Raw genomic sequence first — 26,210 nt, forward strand, 5'->3', positions numbered from 1 at the left:
CCGGACAACGCGGGGTCCGGACAACGCGAAACCCGTTTCCGCTTGCTTCGAGTGCACTCCAAGGATCTAGCGTGGGGGACATGACGGGCACAGGCACAGGCACGGACCGAGGCACGGACAGGCGCAGCTACAGCATCAGTGAGGTCGTCGCCCTCACCGGGCTCACCGCGCACACCCTGCGCTGGTACGAACGCATCGGCCTGATGCCCCACGTCGACCGCTCGCACACCGGCCAGCGCCGCTTCAGCACCCGCGACCTGGACTGGCTGGCCTTCGTCGGCAAGCTCCGGCTGACCGGGATGCCCGTCGCCGACATGGTGCGGTACGCGGAGCTGCTGCGTGAGGGCGAGTCCACCTTCGAGGAACGGCAGGAACTGCTGGAGGCGACCCGCCGCGATGTGATCACGCGGATCGCGGAGCTCCATGACACCCTCGCCGTTCTCGACCACAAGATCGAGTTCTACGCGGGCGCCCGCAGGGCGCCGGAGAGGCACAGCGCCTGATGACTGGCAACGACAGCAACAAGATCGCCACCACGGAGCTCGGCACCGGCGGACCGCAGGTCGGCGTCCAGGGGCTCGGCTGCATGGGCATGAGCGAGTTCTACGGAGACACCGACCTCGCCGCCGCCCGCGACACCCTGGACGCGGCCCTGGAAGCGGGCGTCACGCTCTTCGACACCGCCGACGCCTACGGGCGCGGGGCCAACGAGGAGTTCCTCGCACCGTTCGTCGGGGCTCACCGCGACGAGATCACCCTCGCCACCAAGTTCGCGCTCGTCCGCACCGACGACCCGCAGTACCGGGGCATCAGCAACGACCCCGCCTACATCCGTACCGCCGTCGAGGCGAGCCTGCGCCGGCTGAACACCGACGTCATCGACCTCTACTACATGCACCGCCGCGACCCGGCCGTCCCGCTCGCCGAATCGATCGGCGCACTGGCGGAGCTGGTTCAGCAGGGCAAGGTCAAGCAGCTCGGCCTGAGCGAGGTGACCGGGCCCGAACTGCGCGAGGCGTACGCCGTGCACCCGATCGCCGCCCTCCAGTCGGAGTGGTCGCTCTTCAGCCGGGACGTCGAGCGGAGCGCCGTCGGCGCGGCGGCCGAGCTGGGCGTCACGCTCGTCCCGTACTCGCCGCTCGGCCGGGGCTTCCTCACCGGGGCCTTCACCGACGCGGGCAAGGACCTCGCGGCGAACGACTTCCGCGCCCACCAGCCCCGCTTCACCGGCGAGAACGCCAGGACGAACGCCGCCCTGCTGGAGCCCGTCCACAAGATCGCCGCCGCCCACGGGGTGACCGCCGCACAGGTGGCCCTCGCCTGGGTCCAGCAGCGCGCCGAGGTCCACGGCCTGAACGTGGTCCCGATCCCCGGCACCCGTAAGCGCAGCCGCCTGCTGGAGAACGTCGCCGCGACCCGGCTGACCCTGACGGCGGACGAACTGGCCGCGCTGGAGCCGATCGCGGGCCGGGTGGCGGGGGACCGCTACCCGGACATGAGCAGCACGTCCACGGTGCGGGAGCGGTAGCCCGGAGGCGTACGCGGTGATCGCCCGGTTCATGAAGGTCATGACGACGCCGTCACCTCACGCCAGCCCCAGCGCGAACACCGCGAACCCCGCCGCGAGCAGCCCCGCCAGCGCGCGGCGGGCGTTCGCGGCGCGGGTGCCCGCCTGCCACGGGGCCTCGAAGCGGCGCGCGTACCGGGCGATCAGCACCAGCAGCCCGGCGAACACCGGCAGCCACGCGATCCGGGCCAGGATCCAGCCCACCGTGTCCGGCGCGGTCGTCAGCCCGGCCACCGCCGTGCCCGCCGCGCCCGCGAGCGAGGCCGGTACGGCGGCGGCCAGCATCGCCGTCTGGTGCCAGCACAGGATCGTCATCGCGGACAGGTTGATGACCACGACCGGCGCCCACAGCAGCGGCGAGCGCAGCAGCCGCCCGAGCCGGTCGCGCAGCAGGATCGCCGCCCCGCTCTGCGCCGCCGCCAGCGCCACCACCAGCAGCGACGGGGGATGCGAGTTCGTCCGGGCCTCGCCCGGCACGCCGACCATCGACGCCGGGTAGTGGAAGGCGAGCAGCAGCGCGGCGAACAGCACCCCGCCGCCGATCAGCACCAGCCGCGCCCCGCGCCTGCCGATCCGCCCCTCGCCCCAGGACACGCCCAGCTGATACGCGAAGAGCCAACCGGGCAGGATGTTGAGTGCGCTCAGCCAGGACGGCATCGCCTCCGCGAACGGCCCGTAGCGCAGGAAGTCCACCACCGCGACCGACGCCAGCAGCGGCAGCGCCGCCCATCCGCCGAGCCGTCGCGCCAGCCGCACGCAGACCGGGGTGAGGGCCGTGACCACGGTGTACACCCCGACGAACCAGAGCGGCTGGATCACCAGCGTCGACGCCGTACGCAGGGTGTCGCCGGGCACGCCCAGCGCGGACAGCGCCGAGAGCAGCACCGCCCACACGGCGGTCACCCCGAGCACCGGCCGGCCGAGGCGGGTCAGCCGGCCGCCCAGCCAGGCGGCCGTCGTCGAGGCCCGGCGGCGGTAGGAGAGCACCGAGGCGTACCCGCCGACCAGGAAGAAGATGCCCAGCATCTGGAGCACCCAGCTGACCGGTGCGAACCCTCCGAACGTCGAGAGCGGGCTCGCGTTGTGCAGCCCGTCGGCGTCCAGCCGGAACCCGCCGAGCATCCAGTGGCCGAGCGGCACGGCGAGCAGCGCCAGGGCCCGCAGGCCGTCGATCGCGCGGTCGCGGTGGGCGGGGGTGGAGGCGTCGATACGGGCGGCGAGCCGCCGGACGTCGTCGCGTACGGCGTTCTTCCGCAGCGGTGTCTTCGGTACGGCGTTCATCGGGTCGCACCTTCCGGAGTGGTCGTGCCCCGCGCGATGGCGGCGAAGGCCCGGAGCGAGTCCGTGCCGGGTGCGAAGTAACCGGCGTGGCCCTGGGCCTCGTCCGCCGGTACGCGGCGGGCGCCGAACGCCGGGTCGGTCGGGTCCGCACCGTGGCCGAGGCCCGCGAACCGCACGTTCGGCACGTCGTCGATCCAGTCGGTCGGATCCTTCGCCGCCCACACCCGGGCCTTCGTCCGCAGCCCCGTGACATCGTCCGCCCGCATGCCGGGGGAGCCGAGGACCACCAGGTCGGTGGCGGGCAGACGGTGTGCGGCGATCCCGCAGACGACGGAGCCGTAGCTGTGGCAGAACATCGCCGGCTCGGGCAGCCCGTCCGCCGTCAGGCCCTCCGCGAACCGGGTCAGCCGCCCGGCGCCCGCCTCCGCGAGCCGCCCGGTCGCCGCGTCGACGCCGACGCCGACGGGGGTGGTGTACCCGGCCCAGGCGATGACGGCGGTCTCCGGACCGGCCTCCTCGTGCAGGGTCCGGGCCATCCCGGCCGGGGCCCCGTGGGCGGACACCTTCCGGTCGAAGGTCCCGGCGTCGTTGTCGGACCCCGGTACCACCACCGAGACCCGCTCCGCCGTGCGCAGATCGCCGAACACCTCGGCGACCAGCCCGCGTCCGCGCGGATCGAAAGCGAGGATCTGGCGTCCGGGCGCGGCCAGCGAGCGGTAGCGGGGGTCGTCGGCGGCGATCAGCGCAAGGGAGTTGGCGCGGTAGCGCAGTTCCAGCGGCGCCCCGTCGAGATTTCCGACGACGGACGGATGCCGCAGGACCAGCAGTTGCCGCTCCTCGGCGCTCAACCCGGCGAAGAACGCGGCGACTTCGGCGGCCGTCGAGCGCTCCGGATCGGGCAGCTCCGCCCCCAGCGCCCAGTCCGCCCGCCACTGCGCGGTGCCCGGCGGCGGCCCGGTCAGCGCCTGCTGCGCATCTCCCGAAACCCAGCCCGCGGTCCCCGCCACCACACTGGTGGCGAGCGCGAACGCGACCACGGTCCTCGCGTATCGACGCATCGTGCCCTCCCTCTCCGGAGCCGCACCGAGCGGTGCGACCGGGAGGAAGGTAGGAAGAGGACGGGTGACGAGACGTCACACCGGAGGGCCAACTACGGGGTGATACCGGGGTAGGGGGTGGGCCGGAGCGCGGGGCGCGGGGGCGCGGTGGCTACGCCCCCGCGTCCCCCGGCGTCACCAGACCCGACTCGTACGCGAAGATCACCGCCTGCGCCCGGTCCCGCAGGTCCAGCTTGGCCAGCACCCGCCCGATGTGCGTCTTGACGGTCTGCTCGGCCAGCACCAGCCGCCCCGCGATCTCCTGGTTCGACAGCCCCCGGGCGATCAGCTCCAGCACCTCGCTCTCGCGCGGGGTGAGGCCGTTGAGCCGGAGCGCCTGGCCGCCGCGCGTCGCCCCGGCGGGCCGCTGCGCCGCGAAGTCCGCGATCAGCCGCCGGGTCACCGAGGGCGCGAGCAGCGCGTCGCCGGCCGCCACCACCCGTACCGCCGCGATCAGATCGGCGGGCGGGGCGTCCTTCAGGAGGAAACCGGACGCCCCGGCGCGCAGCGCCTCGTACACATAGTCGTCGACGTCGAAGGTGGTGAGCATCAGGACCTTCGGCCGGTGCACCACGCCCACCGGCGGGTTCAACAGCTCGCGGGCGGCGGCCAGTCCGTCCATCTCCGGCATCCGGACGTCCATCAGCACGACGTCGGGGTGCTGGTTGCGACTGACGTCGACACCCTGGCGGCCGTCCGCCGCCTCGCCCACCACGTCGATGTCGCTCTGCGCCGACAGCAGCGCCGCGAACCCGGCCCGCACCATGGCCTGGTCGTCGACGATGATCACGCGGATGGTCACAGATCCTCCGAAGGGGGTGGGACGGAAGAGGGCCGGGCGGACGGCGCCGTGGCCGGAGGCAGCGGCATCCGGGCGGCCACCCGGAACCCGCCGTCGGGCAGCGGCCCGGTGTCCAGCGTGCCGCCGGTCAACCGTACGCGCTCGCGCATGCCCACCAGCCCGTGCCCGGTCCCGGTGCTTTCCAGCGGCTCGGCGGGCTTCGGCGCGGGCCCGTTGACCACCAGCACGTTCAGATGGCCCGCGGCCGCCCGGACCGAGATCCGGGTACGGGCCCCGGGCGCGTGCCGCACCACATTGGCCAGCGCCTCCTGCACGATCCGGTACGCCGACAGATCCACCGCCGACGGCACCTCGCCCAGATCCGCGGCGAGCGACAGCTCCGCCGGCAGCCCGGCCCGTACCGTCGCCTCCACCAGCTGCTGGAGCCGGTCCAGGCCCGGCTGCGGGGTCAGATCGCCCTCGGTGCCGTCGCTGCGCAGCACCGACAGCAGCCGCCGCATCTCGCCGAGCGACTCCCGCGCGGCCGCCGCGATGGCGGCGAACTCCTCCTGCGCGGGCTCCGGCAGACCGGAGATCCGGTACGGCGCGGAGTCGGCCTGCACGGTGATCACCGACATATGGTGCGCGACCACGTCGTGCAGCTCCCGGGCGATCCGGGTCCGCTCCTCCAGCAGCGTGCGCTGCGCCCGCTCCGCCTCGCTGATCGTCTCCTGCTCGGCCAGCCGCCGGGTCGCCTCGCCCCGCTCCCGTACCGCCCCGCCGATCACCAGGACCACCGCGCCGAGGATCGGCAGCAGCAGGGCGCTGCCGGTGCTGCGGCCGTCCGGCGCGACCAGATGCAGCACCAGCCCGGCCAGGCACGTCGCCACCCACACGGCGACCACGGTCCGCCGCGTCTCGCGCAGCCCGAGGGCCAGCAGCAGGAAGAGGTAGGCGACCAGCACCGGCGGGATCCACGGCCAGACGTCATGCTGCTCGGAGGGGTGCGCCAGCAGCACCAGCGCGCCCACGATGTCGGCCGGGAAGATGATCCACCACGCCTGGAGGGGCCGATGGGCCAGCATCAGCAGCGGAGCCGCCCCGGCCACCCCGAGCGCCCCGGCCAGTGCGCCCGGTACGTCGTACTGCGAGGTCAGGACGTTGATGGTGACCGGGATGAAGGTCGCGGCCAGGGCGAGCACCACGACGTACGGCAGCAGCCGCTGCCACAGCTTCGGGGCCTCCGCCAGCAGCGGCGTGGACGGATGGGACGCGTGGGACAGCCCGTGGGCGAGCTCGCGCAGATTGCGGCGGGCGGCGCTCAGCAGGCCGTCGGCGGGCGGCGGGGGCCCGGCGGGGGAAGAGGATGTGGACATGGCCAGGTCAGCCTAGGCAGACCGGGGGCCCGGGGGAGTCATACCGGGGTTCCGACCTCGGACCGGTCCGCCTCATACTCCGGTACGGGGTCACAGCCCGGCGGGCCTGCGAGGGGCCTGGGCGTACGGGGGCTGGGCGTACGGGGTCTCGCGCTCCGCGGGCGTACGGGTCACAGCTCCGCGAACGCACGGGGTCACAGCTCCGCGAGCAGCTGGGCCTTCTTCGCGGTGTACTCGGCGTCCGTCACCAGGCCGGCCTGATGCAGCTCGCCGAGGTGATGTATCCGCTCGGCGATGTCCGCGGGATCGCGCCGCCCGGCGTTCACCAGGGCCGGGGCGGAGGCGGCGGGCGCGGGCTGGGTCCGGCGTACGGACTCCAGGACGGCGGCGGCGAAGGGCAGCGACTCGTGCACAGGACCGTAGCCCAGGCCGAACAGCACGGCCGCCGGATCCTGGTCCGGTCCGGCGGTCGGGGCCCCGGCGGGCACCCCGTCCGGCGTACCGCGGTCCACGTCCACGGAGCCGCCGGGACCGTGCAGATCGCCCAGACTGCCGCCGGTGCGGTGGTCAACCGGGGCCGCCGCGCGGGGCAGCAGCCGCAGATAGCCGTCCAGCGCCTCGGGCGAGCGCCATACGATTCCGGCCAGTTCGCTCACCCGGAAGGTCTGGTCGCCGGCCTTCCACTTGGCGCTGGAAGCCCCGGTCCAGGACCAGCGGAAGGAGATCCGCTCGCCGTCGAAGCTGGCCCGGCCGTCGTACGCCTTGAAGTTCATCGGGGCCTCGGGGGCCGCCACCAGGAAGCGGTCGGCGCTCTCGCCGGACGCCGGGTCCAGCAGGGCCCGCAGCTCGTCCGCGTAGTACTCGGCGAGCACTTCCCGCTCCGCCGGAAGCACCAGGCGATAGGGGTCGCACCCCTCCTTGAGCTGCCCGGCGGCAGCCTCCACCAGAGGATCGGCACCCGGTCGCGGCACGGCACGCAGAACCACCGTGCTCCGCTTGCCCGGGGTCAGCGTCACCGACGACAGCGCCGCATACGGGATGCGGCGTTCCCGCAGGCTCTGGAAGAGCTTCGGTGTGCGGATGCCCCGTTCGAAGCGGATGAGCACGGAGTCGGTGTCGAACTCCCAGGTGGCATGAATTCCGGCCAGCACATCACCCATGTGCCTCATCGTATGCGGCACAGTCGCCCGCGTCCCCCCTCGGAGTAAGTCCCAATTAATCCGCCCGACACGCTCCTCTACGCGCGTCAGCCGTCCCGCTCACCGGAAATACCGCTGTGGCATGCGCTGTCGGCACGCGCGCAGCTGACCGACCCGTACGCTCCGACGCCGATCGCGGCGAAGTTGTCCAGGCTCTCGGTGCCCGGTTCGAAGTAGCCGCTGTGCCCGGCGGCCCCGGCCGCCGAGACGATCCGCGCGCCGAAGGCCGGGTCGACCGGGTCGGCCCCGTGACCGATCCCGCCGAACTCCAGATGCGGAACGTCCCCGATCCAGTCGTCGCCGTCCCGGGTCGCCCAGATCCGGGCGCCGGTCTCCAGCTGCCCGGCGTTGGCGGCCCGCATGCCCGGGCTGCCCGCGACCGCGATGTCGGCCACCCGGTCGGGGGCCCGGTGCGCGGCCACCCCGCAGACCACGGAGCCGTAGCTGTGGCAGAACAGCGAGACCTTCGAGGCGCCGGGCAGCGCACCGACCATCGCGTTCAGCCGGATCGCGCCGTCCGCCGCCAGCCCGCCCAGTGCCGCGTCCATGCCGAGACCGGCCGGGGCGGTGTAGTCGGCCCACGCGATGACGGCCGTACGGGTGCCCGGGGAGGCCGAGCGCTCCGCGCCGTAGAGGGACTTGGCCATGCCGACGGGGGCCGCGTACTGGCGCCGGCTGCGTTCCAGGGTCAGCAGATGGGTGTCGACGCCGGGCACGACGACGGAGACCCGGGCGGCCCGGTCGAGATCGCCGAACACCTCGGCGGCCCGGCCCTTCCCGGACGGATCGAAGGCCAGGATCTGGCGCTTGCCCGCGAGCATCGACCGGAACCGGTCGAGACGGGCCCGCGCCTCGTCGCGCCCGTCCGGCGACAGCTTCTCGTCGTACGCCCGCGCCTTCTCCACGGCCACGGCCTCTTTGAGGGCCACCCGGTTGGCCCGGTAGCGCAGCGTGACCGGTACGCCGTTCAGATTCCCCACCACGGACGGGTACTTGCCCGCGAGCGCCGTCTGCTGCCCCGAGGTGAGGGTGGCGAAGAAGTGGGCCAGCCGGTAGGCGGGGGCGTCGGCGTCCGGCAGTGAACGGCCCGCTATCCGGTCCCGCGCCCAGGCGGCGAGCGCGAGCTCGCGCGGCCCGTCGGAGTGCTGATCGCGGATGGCGCTCCAGCCCGTCGTCGCCAGCATCACGAACACGACCGCGACGGCGAGCAGCGCGCGCCATGCGGTCAACGTGGGAGAGGTGTCGAAAGAAGTCACTGCGCCACACCCTAGGAGACGCGCGTCGACCACCGTGATTCGGGTGACGTACATCACCCGTCCGCAAAGGATTCACCCCGGATTTCTCACGGAGGGTCACCGTGGTCCCGGGGGTGCGCTATTGCTGACGCGAGTCCGGGGAGTCCCGACGCGAGCCCTCGGAACCCTGACCCGAGTCCGGGGATTCCCGGCGCCAGTCCCGGGCGAGGGCCGGGACGAGCTGGTCGAGATACTCCTCGGTCAGATCGCGCAGCGCCTCCACGCTCGGGTCGAGCCCCTGGCCCCACAGCTGGCCGGTCACCCGCATCACCCCGGAGAACGCGGCGACGGCTACCCGCGGCCGGGGGTCGCGCTCCACGTCCAGCCCCTCGCGCTCGGCGATCAGCAGGGCGATCTGGTTCTCCAGGGCGATGCCGCGCCGCATATGGGCGGCGAGCAGGGACGGGGTCGACTCGATCATCTGGTAGGTCCGCATATGGAGATCGACGGTGACGACCTCCTCGATCGCCTCGCCGATGCTGTTCCACGCGCAGAGCACCGCCCGGCGCATGGCCTCGAAGGGCGCTTCGTCCGCGGGGCGCCGGCGCAGCTCCTCGATGAAGCGGGACTCGACCATCTCCTGCACGGCGAAGGTGGTGTCCTCCTTGCTCGCGAAGTAGCGGAAGAAGGTGCGCTGGGAGACCTCCACGGCGTCGACGATCTCGTCGACGGTGGTGCGTTCGTACCCCTGGGTGGTGAACAGTTCGAGGGCGGCGCGCAACAAGGCGTCGCGGGTGCGCTGTTTCTTGCGTTCACGCAGTCCGGCTCGGGGCTCGACTGTCTGCCCGTCGGTCACGTACCGGCCCCTCTTTTCCCGTATTTGTCCAGCTCAGCATACCTGTGAGCTACGTGTGAGCTACGTGACAGTTACTGACTTGTGAATTGGTTTGTCAACTGTCAGCGGCTGTCACTAGTCTCCCCGTATGACTAGTCAGACCACCGTCGAGAAGGCGCCGCGGGAGCCCGAAGACAACGCAGTACCCGCCCCGGTCAAGGGGCTTCGCGGCCACCCCTGGCTGACCCTCTTCGCCGTCGCCATCGGCGTGATGATGGTCGCCCTCGACGGCACCATCGTCGCCATCGCGAACCCCGCGATCCAGAAGGATCTCGGCGCCTCGCTCGCCGACGTCCAGTGGATCACCAACGGCTATCTGCTCGCCCTCGCCGTCGCCCTGATCACCGCGGGCAAGCTGGGCGACCGCTTCGGCCACCGCCAGACCTTCCTCATCGGCATCGCGGGCTTCGCCCTCGCCTCCGGTGCGATCGGCCTCTCCAGCGAGATCTCGCTGGTCATCCTCTTCCGGGTGCTCCAGGGCCTCTTCGGCGCCCTGCTGATGCCGGCCGCTCTCGGCCTGCTGCGCGCCACCTTCCCCGCCGAGAAGCTGAACATGGCGATCGGCATCTGGGGCATGGTCATCGGAGCGTCCACCGCGGGCGGTCCGATCGTCGGCGGTCTGCTCGTCGAGCACGTCAGCTGGCAGTCGGTCTTCTTCATCAACGTGCCGGTCGGCATCGCCGCGCTCGCCTTCGGCCTGGTGATCCTCAAGGACCACCGCGCCGCCAACGCGCCGCGCTCCTTCGACCTCCTCGGTATCGCACTGCTCTCGGGCGCGATGTTCGCCCTCATCTGGGGCATCATCAAGGCCGGTGAGTCCTGGGGCTGGGGCGACGGCCGGACCTGGGCGTGGCTGGGCCTCGCGGTTCTGCTCTTCCTGGCCTTCGGCCTCTGGGAGACCCGGGTCAAGGAACCGCTCGTTCCGCTGGGGATGTTCCGTTCCGTGCCGTTGACGGCCGGTGTCGTCCTCATGATGCTGATGGCCTTCGCCTTCATGGGCGGCCTCTTCTTCGTGACGTTCTTCCTCCAGGGCGTCCACGGCCTCAGCCCGGTCGACAGCGGTCTGCATCTGCTGCCGCTCACCGCGATGATGATCGTCTCCTCGCCGGTCGCCGGTCTGCTGATCACCAAGTTCGGCCCGCGCGTCCCGCTGGTCGGCGGCATGGTCTGCACGGCCACCGCGATGTTCGGCATGACCACGCTCAGCGAGTCCACCGGCACCTTCGCCATGTCCCTCTGGTTCGCCCTGCTCGGCTGCGGGCTCGCCCCGGTCATGGTCGGCGCCACCGAGGTCATCGTCGGCAACGCCCCCATGGAGCTGTCCGGTGTGGCCGGCGGTCTCCAGCAGGCCGCCATGCAGGTCGGCGGCGCGCTCGGCACCGCCGTCCTCGGCGCGGTCATGTCCTCCAAGGTCAGCGCGGAGTTCGCGGACAACTGGGCGGGCGCGGGCCTGCCCGGCGACCCCGACCCGAATCTGGAGCAGGCCGCCGAGTTCGGCATGGTCCCGACCGAGGCGCTCGCCAAGGCTCCCGGCATGACGCCGGACATCGTCGACCGCATCGGCGGGGTCATCCACGACACCTTCATGTCGGGCATGGGCCTGGCCTTCACGGTCGCCGGCGTCGTCGCGGTGATCGCCGCCTTCGTCGCCACCCTCACCAAGCGCGGCGCGAACGCCGAGGCGGGTGCCGGAGTCGGCCACATCTGACGCCCGGAGCGTCAACACAGCGCAGGTCACAGCCCCGCCGAATCCTTTCGGCGGGGCTGTCGCCTATCAGGGTGGCAACCCCCGGCCCGTCTTCCGCACACCGCGCATGGTGACGCAGAGTGATCGGCGAAGCACATCACCGACCAACCACGGGGGTTGATCCACCATGCGTACGACCACGACACGTATGACGGTTACGCGTACGACCGTTCTCGCGGCAGCTCTGGCTGTCACCGCACTCGTTCCCCAGGCCCTGGCCCACGGCCGGGCCGCGGCGGCCCCCGAGCGCTCCGCGGGGTCCTCGGGCGTCAGCCTCGGGACCTGTGAGGCGGGCCGGCTCTGTCTCTGGAAGAAGCCCGACTTCACCGGCGCCCGCCACACCTTCGAGCTCTCCGACACCGACATCGAGAGCTGCGTACCGCTGCCGAAGGGCGGCGACGCCCAGTCGCTCGCCAACCGCACCGGGCGGCCCGTCACCACCTACCAGTCCGCCGAGTGCGCGGAGACCGGCGAGTTCGAGACGTACCCCGGCGGCGGCACCTGGACGCCCCGGTCCCCGTACCAGGTACGCGCCTTCAAGATCTGGGAGAACTGAGCCCGGACACGCCGGAGGGGCGGCGACGCTTCCGCGCCACCGCCCCTCCGGATCACCGTGTCCCTACGCGTCGCCGCCCGCCGCGCCCGGATCGGCCGCGGCCACGTCCAGGAGCTCGTAGCGGTCGACCGCCGTCTTCAGGGCCGACCGGTCGATCTTGCCCTCCTTGGCCAGCTCGGTGAGGACCGCCAGCACGATCGACTGCGCGTCGATGTGGAAGAAGCGGCGGGCCGCACCCCGGGTGTCCGCGAAGCCGAAGCCGTCCGCGCCCAGCGACTGGTAGGCGCCCGGCACCCAGCGCGCGATCTGGTCCGGCACCGAACGCATCCAGTCCGAGACCGCCACGAACGGGCCCTGGGCTCCTTCGAGCTTCTTGGTCACGTACGGGACGCGCTGTTCCTCCTCCGGGTGCAGGAGGTTGTAGCGCTCCACGTCCACCGCCTCGCGGCGCAGCTCGTTCCAGGAGGTCGCCGACCAGACGTCCGCCTTGACGTTCCACTCGTCCGCGAGGATCTTCTGCGCCTCGATGGCCCAGGGGACCGCCACGCCGGACGCCATGATCTGGGCCGGGATCTCGCCCTTCTCGCCGGCGCTGAAGCGGTGGATGCCCTTGAGGATGCCCTCGACGTCCACGTTCTCCGGCTCGGCCGGGTGCTGGATCGGCTCGTTGTAGACGGTGAGGTAGTAGAAGACGTCCTCGTTCGCCTCGCCGTACATCCGGCGCAGCCCGTCCTTCATGATGTGCGCGATCTCGAACCCGTACGCCGGGTCGTACGCGACACAGCCCGGGTTCGTCGAGGCCAGCAGCTGCGAGTGGCCGTCCGCGTGCTGGAGGCCCTCACCGGTCAGCGTGGTGCGGCCGGCGGTGGCGCCCAGCACGAAGCCGCGCGCGAGCTGGTCGGCCATCTGCCAGAACTGGTCGCCGGTGCGCTGGAACCCGAACATCGAGTAGAAGACGTACACCGGGATCAGCGGCTCGCCGTGCGTGGCGTACGCCGAACCGGCCGCGATCAGCGAGGCCGTACAGCCCGCCTCGGAGATGCCGTCGTGCAGCATCTGCCCGGTCGGCGACTCCTTGTACGCGAGTAGCAGATCGCGGTCGACCGCCTCGTACTGCTGACCCAGCGGGTTGTAGATCTTCGCACTCGGGAAGAACGCGTCCATGCCGAAAGTGCGGTACTCATCGGGCGCGATCAGCACGAAACGCTTGCCGATCTCCTTGTCCCGCATGAGGTCCTTCAGGATGCGGACGAACGCCATGGTGGTGGCGATCGACTGCGAACCCGAACCCTTCTTCGCAGCCGCGTACGTCTTGTCCTCAGGCTGCGGCAGCGGCTTCGCACGCACCACCCGGGTCGGGACGTAACCGCCCAGACCCTGGCGGCGGTCATGCATGTACTGGATCTCCTCCGAGTCGCGGCCCGGGTGGTAGTAGGGCGGGTAGCCCTCGTCCAGCTGCTTGTCCGTGATCGGGATGTGCAGGCGGTCCCGGAAGCGCTTGAGGTCCTCGACCGTGAGCTTCTTCATCTGGTGGGTCGCGTTGCGGCCCTCGAAGTTCGGCCCCAGCGTCCAGCCCTTGACCGTCTGCGCCAGGATGACCGTCGGCTGCCCCTTGTGCGCCTTGGCCGCCGCATAGGCCGCGTAGACCTTGCGGTGGTCGTGCCCACCGCGGCCCAGGTGCAGGATCTGCTGGTCGGACATGTCCTTGACCATGTCCCGCAGCCGCGGGTCGTCGCCGAAGAAGTGCTCGCGGATGTACGCGCCGGTCTCCGTGGCGTACGTCTGGAACTGGCCGTCCGGCGTGGTGTTCAGCTTGTTGACCAGGATGCCCGTGCGGTCCTGCGCCAGCAGCGGGTCCCAGGAGCGGTCCCAGACCAGCTTGATGACGTTCCAGCCGGCGCCCCGGAACTGCGACTCCAGCTCCTGGATGATCTTGCCGTTGCCGCGCACCGGGCCATCGAGCCGCTGGAGGTTGCAGTTGACCACGAAGGTCAGGTTGTCCAGGCCCTCACGGGCCGCGATTGACAGCTGGCCCAGCGACTCCGGCTCGTCCATCTCGCCGTCGCCCAGATAGGCCCAGACGTGCGACTTGGAGGTGTCGGCGATCCCGCGCGCCTCCATGTAGCGGTTCATCCGCGCCTGGTAGATCGCGCCGAGCGGGCCGAGGCCCATCGAGACGGTCGGGAACTCCCAGAAGTCCGGCATCAGCCGAGGGTGCGGATAGCTGGAAAGGCCGTTCGGCGCCTTCGACTTCTCCTGGCGGAACGCGTCCAGCTGCGCCTCGCTCAGCCGGTCCAGCAGGAAGGCGCGGGCGTAGATCCCCGGGGACGCGTGCCCCTGGAAGAAGATCTGGTCGCCGCCGTCGCCCTGGTCCTTGCCCCGGAAGAAGTGGTTGAAGCCCACGTCGTACAGCGAGGCGGAGGACGCGAACGTGGCGATGTGGCCGCCGACGCCGATCCCGGGACGCTGCGCCCGCGAGACCATCACGGCGGCGTTCCAGCGGGTCGCGTTGAGGACCTTGCGTTCGATCTCCTCGTCGCCGGGGAAGAACGGCTCGTCCTTCGTGGCGATCGTGTTCACGTAGTCCGTGCTGCGCATCTCCGGCACGGCGACGCGCTTCTCCCGCGCGCGCTCGATGAGCCGGAGCATCAGGTAGCGGGCCCGCTCACGGCCGCGCTCGTCGACGGCGGCGTCGAGGGAGTCGAGCCATTCCCGGGTCTCTTCAGGATCGAAATCCGGGACCTGGCTCGGAAGGCCGCCAATGATGATCGGGTTGCGATCGGATCCGGAAGCCACACTGTTCCTTCGCTGTTCGGTGGTGCTCTACGGGGCCGGTTCCGGGGATCTGACCCCCGTACGACTCTGCCAACTCTGTGTGCGCCGTCTCCATCGTGCTACCGCGAGGGCCCGAACGTCATCTCTACCGTGGGGTAACCCCGAGGTTCCGAAAACTCGTCGGTGGGGCACGAGTATGGGCAGTACGCGGCTGGGTACGGGCAAACCGCAACCTTACGCCCAAGGCGTCCAAGCGTTCCCAAAGGCTGTTCGACTCCGATTGGCGGATCGAAACCGCATAAGCTGAGGAAGGACGTAAACGGATGGAGCGACTCGGGAGAGACCCCGGGAAGCCGCCGGAGAGGCATGCCGGAACTTGCGGCGACGTGGCAGGGAACGTCACCGTATAGGCGGTCTCGCACGCTGGGTACTTGCGCGATTCGCCGAGCCCGTGTGGACTACGGCCAACGCCCCGCGCACGCGCGTGGCTGCAGCATTTTCCGAAGACATGATCAGGAGGCAACCCGTGAGCGCGACCGCGGACCACGCGGAGGAGCGGACCAACCCGGCAGCACGCCTGGGGTTCGAGCCCGGACAAGTGGTCCAGGAGATCGGCTACGACGACGACGTCGAGCTGGAGCTCCGTGAGGGCATTGAGGCCACTACCGGCCAGGAACTCGTCGACGAGGAGTACGACGACGTCGCGGACGTCGTCCTGCTCTGGTTCCGCGACGAGGACGGCGACCTTACGGACGCGCTGGTGGATGCCATTGGTCTGATCGAGGACGGCGGTACGGTCTGGCTGATGACGCCGAAGACCGGCCGTGACGGATACGTCGAACCGAGCGATATCAATGAGGCTGCCCAGACAGCCGGTCTCGCCCAGACCAAGAGCATCAGCGCGGGCAAGGACTGGACGGGCAGCCGTCTGGTCACCCCCAAGGGGGCCAAGGGCAAGCGCTGAACCACTCTCTGCACCACCCGAGGCCCTCATGGGCGCACACCGCGCCCGTGAGGGCCTTCGTACGTCCACGACCGGCCTCGTACGCCCGCGGACGGCGGCCACGGCCCCTCCGGGACCGGTGCGCGGCCGCTGCGTAGGGTGGGTGTCACCCGGACGGACCCGGCCCGGGATGCGGAGAAGCGGCGAAGGGATACGTGTTCCATGACGATCGAGGTCGGCAGTCAGGCCCCGGACTTCCAGCTCAAGGACAACCACGGCCGGACCGTGCGGCTGTCGGAGTTCCGCGGTGAGAAGAACGTGGTGCTGGTGTTCTACCCGTTCGCCTTCACCGGCGTCTGCACCGGCGAGCTGTGCGCGCTCCGCGACGAGCTGCCCCGCTTCGAGAACGAGGGCACCCAGCTCCTCGCCGTCTCCAACGACTCCATCCACACCCTGCGCGTCTTCGCCGAGCAGGAGAGCCTGGAGTACCCGCTGCTGTCCGACTTCTGGCCGCACGGGGAGACCTCGCGGGCGTATGGCGTCTTCGACGAGGACAAGGGCTGCGCGGTGCGCGGCACCTTCGTCATCGACAAGGCGGGTGTGGTCCGCTGGAGCGTCGTGAACGGCCTCCCGGACGCACGCGACCTGAACGACTACGTCAAGGCGCTCGAAGCGCTCTGAGACGATCTCCTGGCGACGCCCGGTCAAAAGCCTGTTTTGGCCGGGAACCGGTCACTAGGATCCAATCGTTGATCCGATGCCAACGAACGACGGGGACGCTGGTGTCTGCCGGCCCCTGAGAAAACTACTGGAGGACTCGTGGGAGTCAGCCTCAGCAAGGGCGGCAACGTCTCGCTGACCAAGGCCGCGCCCAACCTGACCGCGGTCATCGTCGGTCTGGGCTGGGACGCCCGCACCACCACCGGGGGTGACTTCGACCTCGACGCCAGCGCGCTGCTGACGAACCCCGAGGGCAAGGTCGCCAACGACGGCAATTTCGTCTTCTTCAACAACCTGAAGAGCCCCGACGGCTCCGTCGAGCACACCGGTGACAACACCACCGGTGAGGGCGAGGGCGACGACGAGGTCATCAAGGTGAACCTGGCCGGTGTTCCGGCCGACGTCGACAAGATCGTCTTCCCGGTCTCGATCTACGAGGCCGAGACCCGCCAGCAGAGCTTCGGCCAGGTCCGCAACGCGTACATCCGCGTGGTCAACCAGGCCGACAACACCGAGCTGGCCCGCTACGACCTGAGCGAGGACGCCTCGACGGAGACCGCCATGGTCTTCGGCGAGCTCTACCGCAACGGCGCCGAGTGGAAGTTCCGCGCCATCGGCCAGGGGTACGCCTCCGGCCTGCGCGGCATCGCCCAGGACTTCGGCGTCAACGTCTGACGTTCTGGCCCCAGGGGGTGTCCGCCCGGACCCTGTCCGGGCGGACACCCCCTGACCGGGCGCTTTCGACGCCCGGCCTCGGGCGTCGAAAGCGCCCGGCAGCGTTTTACACGACTCGGGGAGGACACACATGGGCGTCACGCTCGCCAAGGGAGGCAACGTCTCCCTCTCCAAGGTCGCACCCAACCTCACACAGGTGCTGGTCGGGCTCGGCTGGGACGCACGCTCCACCACGGGAGCCGACTTCGACCTCGACGCCAGCGCACTGCTGTGCCAGTCGGGCCGGGTGCTCGGTGACGAGTGGTTCGTCTTCTACAACAACCTCACGAGCCCGGACGGCTCCGTCGAGCACACCGGCGACAACCTCACAGGTGAGGGCGAGGGCGACGACGAGTCCGTCATCGTCCGACTCGACCAGGTTCCCGCCCACTGCGACAAGATCGTCTTTCCGGTCTCGATCCACGACGCGGACAACCGGGGCCAGGCGTTCGGCCAGGTCAGCAACGCTTTCATCCGCGTGGTCAACCAGGCCGACGGCCAGGAACTGGCCCGCTACGACCTGAGCGAGGACGCCTCGACGGAGACCGCGATGATCTTCGGAGAGCTCTACCGGTACAACGGCGAGTGGAAATTCCGTGCAGTCGGGCAGGGGTACGCGTCTGGCCTCCGCGGCATCGCTCTAGACTTCGGCGTCAACGTTTCATAACGCCGCGCACGGCGCGGGGGACCCCGACACACCGGGGGAGACCCTTTTACATAACACGATGGGGTAGCCAGTGGTACTGAAAACCTTCGGCTGGTCGTTCGCGGTCACCGCGCTCGGCCTGGTCGCAGCGATTTTCTACGGGGGGTGGCAGGCTTTCGGCATCGTCGCGATCCTGTCCGTCCTGGAGATCTCGCTGTCCTTCGACAACGCGGTGATCAACGCCGGAATCCTGAAGAAGATGAACGCCTTCTGGCAGAAGATCTTCCTCACCATCGGCATCCTCATCGCCGTCTTCGGTATGCGACTGGTCTTCCCCGTCGTGATCGTGGCCGTGAGTGCCCAGCTCGGGCCGATCGAGGCCATCGACCTGTCCTTCAACGACCCGGACAGGTACAAGGAACTGGTCACGGACGCCCATCCGTCGATCGCCGCCTTCGGTGGCATGTTCCTGCTGATGATCTTCCTCGACTTCATCTTCGACGAGGACCGGGACATCCACTGGCTGCGCTGGATCGAGCGTCCGCTCGCCAAGCTCGGCAAGGTCGACATGCTGTCGGTCTGCGTCGCGCTGATCATCCTGCTCATCACCGCCATGACCTTCGCGACCCAGGCCCACCAGCACGGTGGCGGGCACGCCGACAAGGCGTCGACGGTCATGCTCTCCGGCATCGCCGGTCTGATCACCTACCTCGTCGTCGGCGGGCTCTCCGGATTCTTCGAGAACAAGCTCGAAGAGGAGGAGGAGCGTGAGCACGAGGCCGAGGAAGAGGCCAAGAAGAAGGGCAAGCCCGTCACCGGGGTCGCCCTCGCCGGAAAGGCCGCGTTCTTCCTCTTCCTCTACCTGGAAGTCCTGGACGCCTCGTTCTCCTTCGACGGCGTCATCGGCGCCTTCGCCATCACCAACGAGATCGTGCTGATGGCCCTCGGCCTCGGCATCGGCGCCATGTACGTCCGGTCGCTCACCGTCTACCTGGTGCGCGAGGGCACGCTCGACGACTACGTCTACCTGGAGCACGGTGCGCACTACGCGATCGGCGCGCTCTCCGTCATCCTGCTGATCACCATCCAGTACGAGATCAACGAGCTGATCACCGGCTCGGTCGGTGTCATCCTGATCGCCCTGTCCTTCTGGTCCTCGGTCAAGCGCAACCGCGCGCTCGCCGCGGAGTCCGGCGAGGGCGGAAGTTCGGGAAGCAAGGCCGAAGTGTCCTCCGGGGTGTGACCCGGTAAGGATTGAGGAACGCTCTCTGCGGGGCGGCCCACACGGCGACGGCTCTCCGGGAACTCCCGGACCCGGCCCGGTGGCCGCCCCGCAGTGATGTCCGGGCGCGCGGGAACAGGTGGGGGTTGGTATGGGATTCTTCGACGGCCTGTGGCCGGGGCGCGCGGCGCAGTTCGACTCGGGCAACTCGACGTCGAGCGCCATCGTGCTGTCCAAGCGGAACGCCACGATCTCGCTCAACAAGCAGGGCGCCCTGTCGGGCAATCTCAGGGTCAACCTGTCCTGGCGGATGCGGACCTCGGACATCGAGGGCCGCTCACGCCAGAGCGGCCGGCTGCGGCGCCCCCTCAAACTCTTCCAGCCCGAGGTGGTCCAGGCGCATACCCAGGGCGTCGTCAACGTCGACCTGGACCTCGGCTGCATGTACGAGCTGACGGACGGCACCAAGGGGGTCGTGCAGCCGCTGGGCAGCCTCATCGGCGACCTCAACGGCCCGCCCTACGTCCGGCTCAGCGGCGACGACCGGTTCGGCGCGCCCTCGGGCGAGACCGTCTACGTCAACCTCGACCAGCGGGACAAGATCAAGCGGCTGCTGTTCTTCGTCTACATCTACGACCGGACGCCCGCCTTCGACCGGACCCACGCCAAGATCACGCTCTACCCGGGCAACGGCCCGCGCATCGAGATCGAGCTGGACGAACGCGCACCGCAGGCCCGCTCCTGCGCGGTGTTCACCGTGGAGAACATCAAGGACGAGCTGATCGTGCGCCGCGAGGTGAAGTTCGTGTACGGCTTCCAGTCCGAGCTGGACCGGCTGTACGGCTACGGCATGCAATGGGGGCGCGGCTACAAGACCCGGACCTGAGCCCGGGGGTGTGTCCGGTGGGCCGGGGCGACTCAGGACCGGACGAACTGCGGACCTTGCGGAGGCAGCACGAAATGGGGGTCGGGCGCGTGCGCGGCGGCTGCCGCGGGCTGCGGATAGCCGTACGCGGGCGGTGCGGCGGCCGGCTGCGGATAGCCGTACGCCGGCTGATGGGCCGCGGCGGCGGCAGCGGGGTGCGCGACCGGAGGCGGATAGCCGTAGGAGGGCTGCTGGTGCTGGACCGTGGCCTGGGAGTCGGGCCCGACGGCTGCGGGGGCGGCGGCCGGCACGGGCCCCGGCGGCACGGCCGGAGGCGGGGGCACGGCGGCCGGGAGAGGCCCCGCGGCTGCCGGAGCGGCCGGGTCCTGGGCGTCGTTCGCCGACTGCGCCCCGTTCGCCGCCTCCGACTCGTCCACCGAGATGCCGAAGGCGGTGGCCAGGCCGATCAGGCCGGTGGGATAGCCCTGGCCGACCGCGCGGAACTTCCACCCCTCGCCGCGGCGGTAGAGCTCACCGCAGATGATCGCCGTCTCTTCCCCGGTCTCCGGCCGGACGTCGAACACCGCCAGCGGATCGCCCTCGGCGAACGCGGCGTCGAACAGAAGTATCCGCAGGTCCGGCACCTGCTCGAAGGCGGCCCCGTCGGAGGAGGCCGCGATGACCACCTGGTCCACCGAGGCGTCGAGCGCCCCGAGGTCCGCCTCGATCGTGTCCGTCAGCCCTTCCGGGACACTGCGCTTCGGCAGCCGCCGGACCAGGCCGGAGGGATGCCGGGGCTGGTTGTAGAAGACGAAGTCCTCGTCGGACCGCACCCGCCCGGACGCACCGAGGAGCAGGGCGGAGGCGTCCACGTCGGGAACCCCGGCGCCCGGGGTCCAGCGCAGCACGGCCCGGACGGCCGCGGCATCGACAGGGACGTTCGAGCCCTTCAGCATCGTGTGCGTCATGACCGTCATCCTGCCTGCTGGGGGCCCGTGCGGACAACGCGGGGGGCGGCACGACCGTGCCCGGCGGCGGCGCGGACAGGGCGCGACGATACCTCGCGAGGGGGTCGGACAAGAGTCGGGTAACCGGAAATTCATGTACATGGGGAACTGTTGACACCCGTCCGTACGTACTATTACCGGCCATACGTTGTTCGGCCGGTCAGGCAGTTCGGGGGAAAATCATGCGTCACTTCGGGCACATATCGCCCACTGCCCGCGAGGGCCTGTTCTTCCGGGAGCCCTGCACCTTCACCGCGGACTCCCCGGCGCGGATGCTCTCCGTCGCCCTGGGAGCCACGCTCTACTCCCCGGCCACCCGTCCGTCACTCGCCGACGACGTGCTGAAGCAGGCCGGGCGCGGCGTGGTCTCCATGGTGCTGTGCCTGGAGGACTCGATCGACGATGCCGAGGTGACCGACGCCGAAGCCAACCTGATCAGGCAGTTTGCCGCGCTGGCCGCCCGCGGCCCGGCCCCGGGGCCCGCTCCGGAGGGGCCCGGCGACGCCGGGAGCGCACCGGACGCGGCGGGAGCCGATGTGCCGCTGCTCTTCATCCGCGTACGGGAACCGGCCCAGATCACCGACCTGGTGCGACGCCTCGGCGACTCGGTCCGGATGTTGTCCGGTTTCGTACTTCCCAAATTCACCGAAGAGCGCGGAAGGCAGTTCCTGGAGGCGCTCGCCGAGGCCGAAACGGCGTGCGGCCGACGACTCTTCGCCATGCCGGTCCTCGAATCCCCCGAACTGCTCCATCTGGAGACGCGCGGCGAAATTCTCCAGGGCATCGCCCGCAGCGTCGACAAGTACCGGGACCGGGTGCTCGCCCTGCGCCTCGGCGTCACCGACTTCTGCTCGGCCTACGGACTGCGCCGCGCGCCCGACATGACGGCGTACGACGTCCATATCGTCGCCTCCGTGATCGCCGACGTGGTCAACGTGCTCGGCCGGGCCGACGGCACCGGCTTCACGATCACCGGCCCGGTCTGGGAGTACTTCCGCCGCCAGGAGCGCATGTTCAAGCCCCAGCTGCGCCGCAGCCCCTTCCTGGAGGGCCGGGCCGAGGAACTGCGTACGGCCCTCATCGAGCACGACCTCGACGGACTGCTCCGGGAGATCGAGCTCGACCGAGCCAACGGGCTGCTCGGCAAGACCTGCATCCACCCGTCGCACGTGGCGCCGGTCCATGCCCTGTCCGTGGTCAGCCACGAGGAGTACACCGACGCCCAGGACATCCTGAGCCCCGAGCGCGGCGGCGGCGGGGTGCTGCGCTCGGCGTACACGAACAAGATGAATGAAGTGAAGCCCCACCGGGCCTGGGCGGAGCGCACGCTCCAGCGGGCCGAGGTCTTCGGGGTGGCGAAGGAAGACGTCGGCTTCGTGGACCTGCTGGCCGCCGGCCTGGCGAACTGAGCGCGCGTCGATGAGCGAGCGCGCGACGAGAGAAGAGACCGTGGACGTGGTGTGGTCGGGCAACTGGGTGGCCGAGCGGCTGGGAGTCGCCCTCGAAGGCGACGGAGAGCTCCGGGAACTGCTGGGCCTCGCCCTGCGCCGCAACCCCAAGCGGGCGCATCTGCTGGTCTCCAACGTGCTGGGCAAGCATGTGCCGCAGCGGCCCTCGGTCGTCCACGGGGCCGGGTTCGAGCTGGGTGAGCGGGTCCGGGCGCTGCTCGGCGCGCAGGAGGCCCGCCGCGCGGTGGTCCTCGGGTACGCGGAGACGGCCACCGGTCTCGGCCACGCCGTCGCGGACGGCCTGCGGGACGCCCCGTACCTGCACTCCACCCGGCGTCCGGTGGCGGGCGCCCGGCAGGCGGGCGGCTTCGAGGAGTCCCACTCGCACGCCACCTCGCACCTGCTGCTGCCGGAGGACGGCGAGCTGCTGGCAGGGGGCGCGGAGGCCTCCACCCTGGTGCTGGTCGACGACGAGTTCTCCACCGGCAACACGGTCCTGAACACCATCCGCGCGCTGCACGCCCTGCACCCGCGCGAGCGGTACGTCATCGTCGCCCTGGTCGACATGCGCTCGGCCGACGACCGCGACCGGCTGACCGCCTTCGCCGCCGAGATCGGCGCCCGCGTCGACCTGGTGACCCGCAGCACGGGCACGGTCACCCTGCCGGACGGAGTCCTGGAACGCGGCCAGGCCCTGGTCGCGTCCCAGGAGGCGGAACAGGCGCAGCGGGCGGAACAGGCCGAACAGGCGCAGCGGGCCGAGCGGGCCGAACAGGCGGCGCAGGCGGCGCACGCGGAGAAGACCGTCGAAGGCGTTTCCCAGACCCCGGCCCCCGCGCCGGCCCAGGCCCCCGCCCCCATCACCCGGGTCGATCTCGGCTGGCCCGCAGGCGTCCCCGACGGCGGCCGCCACGGCTTCACCCCCGCCCACCGGGCGGCCCTCGAAGCGGCGCTCCCGGCCATGGCGGACCGGATCGTCGCCGCGCTGGGCGGCGACAAAGCGGGGCGGGGCCGGGTCCAGGCCTCCCGCCGGATCCTCGTCCTCGGCTTCGAGGAGCTGATGTACGCCCCGCTGCGCCTCGGCACCGCCCTCGAAGCGACCCTCGGGTCCGACGCCGAGGTCCGCTACTCCACCACCACCCGCTCGCCCGTCCTGGCCGTCGACGACCCCGGCTACGCGATACGCACCCGCCTCGTCTTCCCGGCCCACGACGACCCGGCGGACGGCCCGGGCGACCGGTACGCGTACAACGTGGCGGGCGCCGGCTTCGACGCCGTGGTCGCCGTCGTCGACTCCACCGCCGACACCCCCGAACTGCACGCCCCCGACGGACTGCTCGCCCGGCTCGCCGAGCACACGGGCCACGTCCTGCTCGCGGTCGTCCCGTCCTACGTCCCGGCCACATCCGCATCCGAACGGCAGGAGCCCGCCGTGCTGCCCGAGCCCCTCCGAGGCCCCGACTTCTCCAGTTACGCGCCGGAGGACGTCGGCTGGCTGCTCCAGGACCTCTCGGACACCGAGCTGGAAGCGCCCACCGAGGAGCGCGAGGAGGCGATCCAGAGCGGCGGCGCGCACTACGCGGAGTCGCTGCCCGTCGAGTACCAGCCGAGCGCCGAGTACCAGGCCCTGTTCACCGCCGCCCTGGAGACCTCCGCCGCACGCATCGCCCGCGCGGTGGGCACCGTCACCGAGACGGTCCTCGCCGAACGCGGCCCGCGCCCCGTGCTCGTCTCGCTCGCCCGCGCCGGAACCCCGGTCGGGGTGCTGATGCGCCGCTGGGCCCAGCACCGGCACGGCCTGGACCTGCCGCACTACGCCATCTCCATCGTCCGGGGCCGGGGCATCGACGCCACCGCCCTGCGCTGGCTGGCCGCCCATCACGACCCGGCCGACGTGGTGTTCGTCGACGGCTGGACGGGGAAGGGCGCGATCACCCGCGAACTGGCCGCGGCCATCAGCGAGTTCGAGGCGTCGGGCGGGCCGACCGGCTTCGACCCGGAGATCTCGGTGCTCGCCGACCCGGGCGGCTGCGTGCGGACGTACGGCACCCGCGAGGACTTCCTCATCCCCTCGGCCTGCCTCAACTCCACGGTCTCCGGCCTCATTTCCCGTACGGTGCTCCGCGCCGACCTGGTCGGCCCCGACGACTTCCACGGCGGAAAGTTCTACCGGGAGCTGGCGGACTCCGACGTCTCGGGACTCTTCCTCGACACCGTCGCCGCCCGCTTCGACGAGGTGGCGGGCCAGGTCGAGGCCGAGGCCAAGGAACTGCTCGCCGCCGACCGCGCCCCGACCTGGGAGGGCTGGGCCGCCGTCGAGCGGATCAGCGAGGAGTACGGCATCCACGACGTCAACCTGGTCAAGCCGGGCGTCGGCGAGACCACCCGGGTCCTGCTCCGCCGGGTCCCCTGGAAGATCCTCGCGAAGCGCGGCGCGGGCGCGGACCTGACCCACATCCGGCTGCTGGCCGAACAACGCGGCGTCCCGGTGGAGGAGGTCGACGACCTCCCGTACAGCTGTGTCGGTCTGATCCACCCCCGGTTCACGCGCGGCGCGACGGGCGCGGACGGCAAGGCGGTGCAGGGCGCATGAGCGCGACCTCCTCGGTCCACCCGGCCACCCTGGTGGCGAGCGACCTCGACCGTACGCTGATCTACTCGGCGGCCTCGCTCGACCTGTCCATGCCGGACGCGGAGGCCCCGCGACTCCTCTGCGTGGAGGTGTACGGCCACAAGCCGCTCTCGTACCTGACGGAGACGGCCGCCGCCCTCCTCACCGAGGTGGCGGCCGCCACGGTCTTCGTGCCGACCACCACCCGCACCCGCGAGCAGTACCACCGCATCCACCTGCCCGGCCCGGCACCCCGGTACGCGATCTGCGCCAACGGCGGCCACATCCTGGTCGACGGCGTCTCCGACCGCGACTGGCAGCGGCGGGTCGAGACCCGGATCGCGGCGGAGTGCGCGCCCCTCACCGAGATCCGCGCCCACCTCGCCACCACCGCCGACCCGGCCTGGCTCCTCAAGGAACGCGTCGCCGAGGACCTCTTCGCCTACCTCGTCGTCGAACGCGCCCTGCTGCCCGAGGAATGGGTGAAGGAACTGGCCGCCTGGGCCCGCCCGCGCGGCTGGACGGTCTCGCTCCAGGGCCGCAAGATCTACGTGGTCCCGGCGCCGCTCACCAAGAGCGCCGCGATGCACGAGGTGGCCCGCCGCACCGGCGCCACGCGCACGCTCGCCGCCGGGGACTCCCTCCTCGACGCCGACCTGCTGCTCGCCGCCGACCTCGGCTGGCGCCCCGGCCACGGCGAACTGGCCGACGAGGGCTGGCGGGCCCCGCACGTCACGGCGCTGGAGGAGCGCGGCGGGGCGGCCGGCGAGGAGATCCTGCGCCGCTTCCTGGCGGCTTCGGCTGCGTGAGTTCGGCTGCGCGACGGCACGGGTTGAGGAAGGCTGGGGTCATGACCAAGGGCAACGACACCACGATCACTCCCGAGCTGTACGCGTACATGCTGGCCCACAACCCGCCGCTGGACCCGGTCCAGCGGGAGCTGGTGGACACCACGTACGCCAGGTTCCCCGATCACGCGGGCATGCAGTCGGCCGAGGAGCAGGCGCCGCTGCTCGCCTTCCTCGTCCGGCTGGTCGGCGCCCGGCATGTGGTGGAGGTCGGTACGTTCACCGGGTTCAGCGCCCTGGCGATGGCCCAGGCGCTGCCCGCCGACGGCACGCTGATCGCCTGCGACATCTCGGAGGAGTGGACGGCGTACGGGCGTGAGGCCTGGGCGAAGGCGGGCGTGGCGGACCGGATCGACCTGCGCATCGCCCCGGCCCTGGACACCCTGCGCGCGATGCCCGCCGAGCCGCACATCGACTTCGCCTACCTGGACGCGGACAAGGGCGGCTACATCGCGTACTGGGAGGAGCTGGTGCCCCGGATGCGGCCGGGCGGCGTCATCGCCACGGACAACGTGCTCTTCCACGGCGGGGTCACGGACCCGGAGGCGACGGGCTCGACGGCGGCGATCAAGGAGTTCAACGACCACGTGAGCGCCGACGCCCGGATGGACAGCGTCCTGCTGACGGTCTCGGACGGCCTGACGCTGTCCCGTAAGAAGTAGCCCGGCAGAAGGGCA

General features: G+C 71.0%; 23 protein-coding genes. 14 read left to right on the forward strand and 9 right to left on the reverse strand.

Features of this window, described 5'->3' with window-relative positions:
• Nucleotides 1-80: 80 nt before the first annotated feature.
• Together G3I54_RS16015 and G3I54_RS16020 are read left to right on the forward strand one after the other, a co-directional pair.
• The gene (locus tag G3I54_RS16015; protein WP_164615294.1) at nt 81-503 is read left to right on the forward strand and encodes a MerR family transcriptional regulator; all 423 of its coding nucleotides are present in this window, start codon (nt 81-83) and stop codon (nt 501-503) included.
• On the forward strand, nt 503-1,528 hold the full coding sequence (locus G3I54_RS16020; protein ID WP_164615295.1) for an aldo/keto reductase: 1,026 nt from the start codon (nt 503-505) through the stop codon (nt 1,526-1,528). The genes G3I54_RS16015 and G3I54_RS16020 overlap by 1 nt, the downstream gene beginning before the upstream one ends.
• A 57-nt stretch (nt 1,529-1,585) precedes the next feature.
• Here G3I54_RS16020 and G3I54_RS16025 read toward each other — a convergent pair whose 3' ends face one another.
• The 7 genes from G3I54_RS16025 to G3I54_RS16055 all read right to left on the reverse strand — a co-directional run bounded on the left by G3I54_RS16025 (nt 1,586) and on the right by G3I54_RS16055 (nt 9,392).
• Nucleotides 1,586-2,848 (reverse strand): acyltransferase, encoded by a 1,263-nt coding sequence (locus G3I54_RS16025; protein ID WP_164615298.1) that lies wholly within the window; start codon nt 2,846-2,848, stop codon nt 1,586-1,588.
• Nucleotides 2,845-3,906: an alpha/beta hydrolase gene (locus G3I54_RS16030; RefSeq protein WP_164615300.1), complete on the reverse strand. Its 1,062-nt coding sequence runs from the start codon at nt 3,904-3,906 to the stop codon at nt 2,845-2,847. Before G3I54_RS16030 ends, G3I54_RS16025 begins: the two co-directional genes overlap by 4 nt.
• 151 nt (nt 3,907-4,057) lie before the next feature.
• The gene (locus G3I54_RS16035; protein WP_030622245.1) at nt 4,058-4,747 is read right to left on the reverse strand and encodes a response regulator transcription factor; all 690 of its coding nucleotides are present in this window, start codon (nt 4,745-4,747) and stop codon (nt 4,058-4,060) included.
• Entirely contained in the window at nt 4,744-6,102 is a 1,359-nt protein-coding gene (locus G3I54_RS16040; protein ID WP_164615302.1) for a histidine kinase, read from the reverse strand. Before G3I54_RS16040 ends, G3I54_RS16035 begins: the two co-directional genes overlap by 4 nt.
• A 194-nt stretch (nt 6,103-6,296) precedes the next feature.
• Nucleotides 6,297-7,262 (reverse strand): DUF4429 domain-containing protein, encoded by a 966-nt coding sequence (locus G3I54_RS16045; RefSeq protein WP_164615304.1) that lies wholly within the window; start codon nt 7,260-7,262, stop codon nt 6,297-6,299.
• A gap of 86 nt (nt 7,263-7,348) precedes the next feature.
• On the reverse strand, nt 7,349-8,557 hold the full coding sequence (locus G3I54_RS16050) for an alpha/beta hydrolase (RefSeq protein WP_164615306.1): 1,209 nt from the start codon (nt 8,555-8,557) through the stop codon (nt 7,349-7,351).
• 118 nt (nt 8,558-8,675) lie between these two features.
• Nucleotides 8,676-9,392, reverse strand: a complete 717-nt coding sequence (locus G3I54_RS16055; RefSeq protein ID WP_164615308.1) for a TetR family transcriptional regulator — start codon at nt 9,390-9,392, stop codon at nt 8,676-8,678.
• Nucleotides 9,393-9,519: 127 nt separating this feature from the next.
• On the opposite strand from G3I54_RS16055, the gene G3I54_RS16060 reads away from it, so the two are divergent.
• A complete protein-coding gene (locus G3I54_RS16060; protein ID WP_164615310.1) occupies nt 9,520-11,139 on the forward strand; it encodes an MFS transporter in 1,620 nt (539 codons plus the stop codon).
• Between the two features lie 166 nt (nt 11,140-11,305).
• Nucleotides 11,306-11,734 (forward strand): peptidase inhibitor family I36 protein, encoded by a 429-nt coding sequence (locus tag G3I54_RS16065; protein WP_164615312.1) that lies wholly within the window; start codon nt 11,306-11,308, stop codon nt 11,732-11,734.
• A gap of 63 nt (nt 11,735-11,797) precedes the next feature.
• Here the strand turns inward: G3I54_RS16065 and aceE are convergent, their stop codons facing one another.
• Nucleotides 11,798-14,530, reverse strand: coding sequence for a pyruvate dehydrogenase (acetyl-transferring), homodimeric type (aceE, locus tag G3I54_RS16070; RefSeq protein WP_164615314.1), 2,733 nt, complete (start codon nt 14,528-14,530; stop codon nt 11,798-11,800).
• A gap of 505 nt (nt 14,531-15,035) precedes the next feature.
• Here aceE and G3I54_RS16075 point away from each other — a divergent pair.
• The 6 genes from G3I54_RS16075 (at nt 15,036) to G3I54_RS16100 (ending at nt 19,640) form a co-directional block, all read left to right on the forward strand.
• Nucleotides 15,036-15,473: a DUF3052 domain-containing protein gene (locus G3I54_RS16075; protein WP_164615316.1), complete on the forward strand. Its 438-nt coding sequence runs from the start codon at nt 15,036-15,038 to the stop codon at nt 15,471-15,473.
• 201 nt (nt 15,474-15,674) lie between these two features.
• Entirely contained in the window at nt 15,675-16,133 is a 459-nt protein-coding gene (locus G3I54_RS16080; protein WP_164615318.1) for a peroxiredoxin, read from the forward strand.
• A gap of 138 nt (nt 16,134-16,271) precedes the next feature.
• Nucleotides 16,272-16,847, forward strand: coding sequence for a TerD family protein (locus G3I54_RS16085; RefSeq protein WP_164615320.1), 576 nt, complete (start codon nt 16,272-16,274; stop codon nt 16,845-16,847).
• A gap of 130 nt (nt 16,848-16,977) precedes the next feature.
• Complete coding sequence (locus G3I54_RS16090; protein ID WP_103511683.1) at nt 16,978-17,553, forward strand: TerD family protein; 576 nt, start codon at nt 16,978-16,980, stop codon at nt 17,551-17,553.
• 70 nt (nt 17,554-17,623) lie between these two features.
• Nucleotides 17,624-18,775, forward strand: coding sequence for a DUF475 domain-containing protein (locus tag G3I54_RS16095; RefSeq protein ID WP_164615322.1), 1,152 nt, complete (start codon nt 17,624-17,626; stop codon nt 18,773-18,775).
• Nucleotides 18,776-18,905: 130 nt separating this feature from the next.
• Nucleotides 18,906-19,640: a Tellurium resistance gene (locus G3I54_RS16100; protein WP_164615324.1), complete on the forward strand. Its 735-nt coding sequence runs from the start codon at nt 18,906-18,908 to the stop codon at nt 19,638-19,640.
• 32 nt (nt 19,641-19,672) lie between these two features.
• Here the strand turns inward: G3I54_RS16100 and G3I54_RS16105 are convergent, their stop codons facing one another.
• On the reverse strand, nt 19,673-20,587 hold the full coding sequence (locus G3I54_RS16105; RefSeq protein ID WP_164615326.1) for a TerD family protein: 915 nt from the start codon (nt 20,585-20,587) through the stop codon (nt 19,673-19,675).
• Nucleotides 20,588-20,808: 221 nt separating this feature from the next.
• Between G3I54_RS16105 and G3I54_RS16110 the strand changes: the two genes are divergently transcribed.
• From G3I54_RS16110 to G3I54_RS16125, 4 genes are read left to right on the forward strand one after another with little or no spacing between them, the layout of a single operon-like run.
• Complete coding sequence (locus tag G3I54_RS16110) at nt 20,809-22,035, forward strand: HpcH/HpaI aldolase/citrate lyase family protein (protein WP_164615328.1); 1,227 nt, start codon at nt 20,809-20,811, stop codon at nt 22,033-22,035.
• Nucleotides 22,036-22,045: 10 nt separating this feature from the next.
• The gene (locus G3I54_RS16115) at nt 22,046-24,667 is read left to right on the forward strand and encodes a phosphoribosyltransferase (RefSeq protein ID WP_203686425.1); all 2,622 of its coding nucleotides are present in this window, start codon (nt 22,046-22,048) and stop codon (nt 24,665-24,667) included.
• Nucleotides 24,664-25,494 (forward strand): HAD family hydrolase, encoded by an 831-nt coding sequence (locus G3I54_RS16120; protein WP_164615330.1) that lies wholly within the window; start codon nt 24,664-24,666, stop codon nt 25,492-25,494. The genes G3I54_RS16115 and G3I54_RS16120 overlap by 4 nt, the downstream gene beginning before the upstream one ends.
• 41 nt (nt 25,495-25,535) lie before the next feature.
• On the forward strand, nt 25,536-26,195 hold the full coding sequence (locus G3I54_RS16125) for an O-methyltransferase (RefSeq protein ID WP_164615332.1): 660 nt from the start codon (nt 25,536-25,538) through the stop codon (nt 26,193-26,195).
• Nucleotides 26,196-26,210 lie beyond the last annotated feature (15 nt).

This window comes from Streptomyces sp. SID14515 (assembly GCF_010548505.1).
In the GTDB taxonomy this organism is placed as follows: Bacteria; Actinomycetota; Actinomycetes; order Streptomycetales; family Streptomycetaceae; genus Streptomyces; species Streptomyces caviscabies.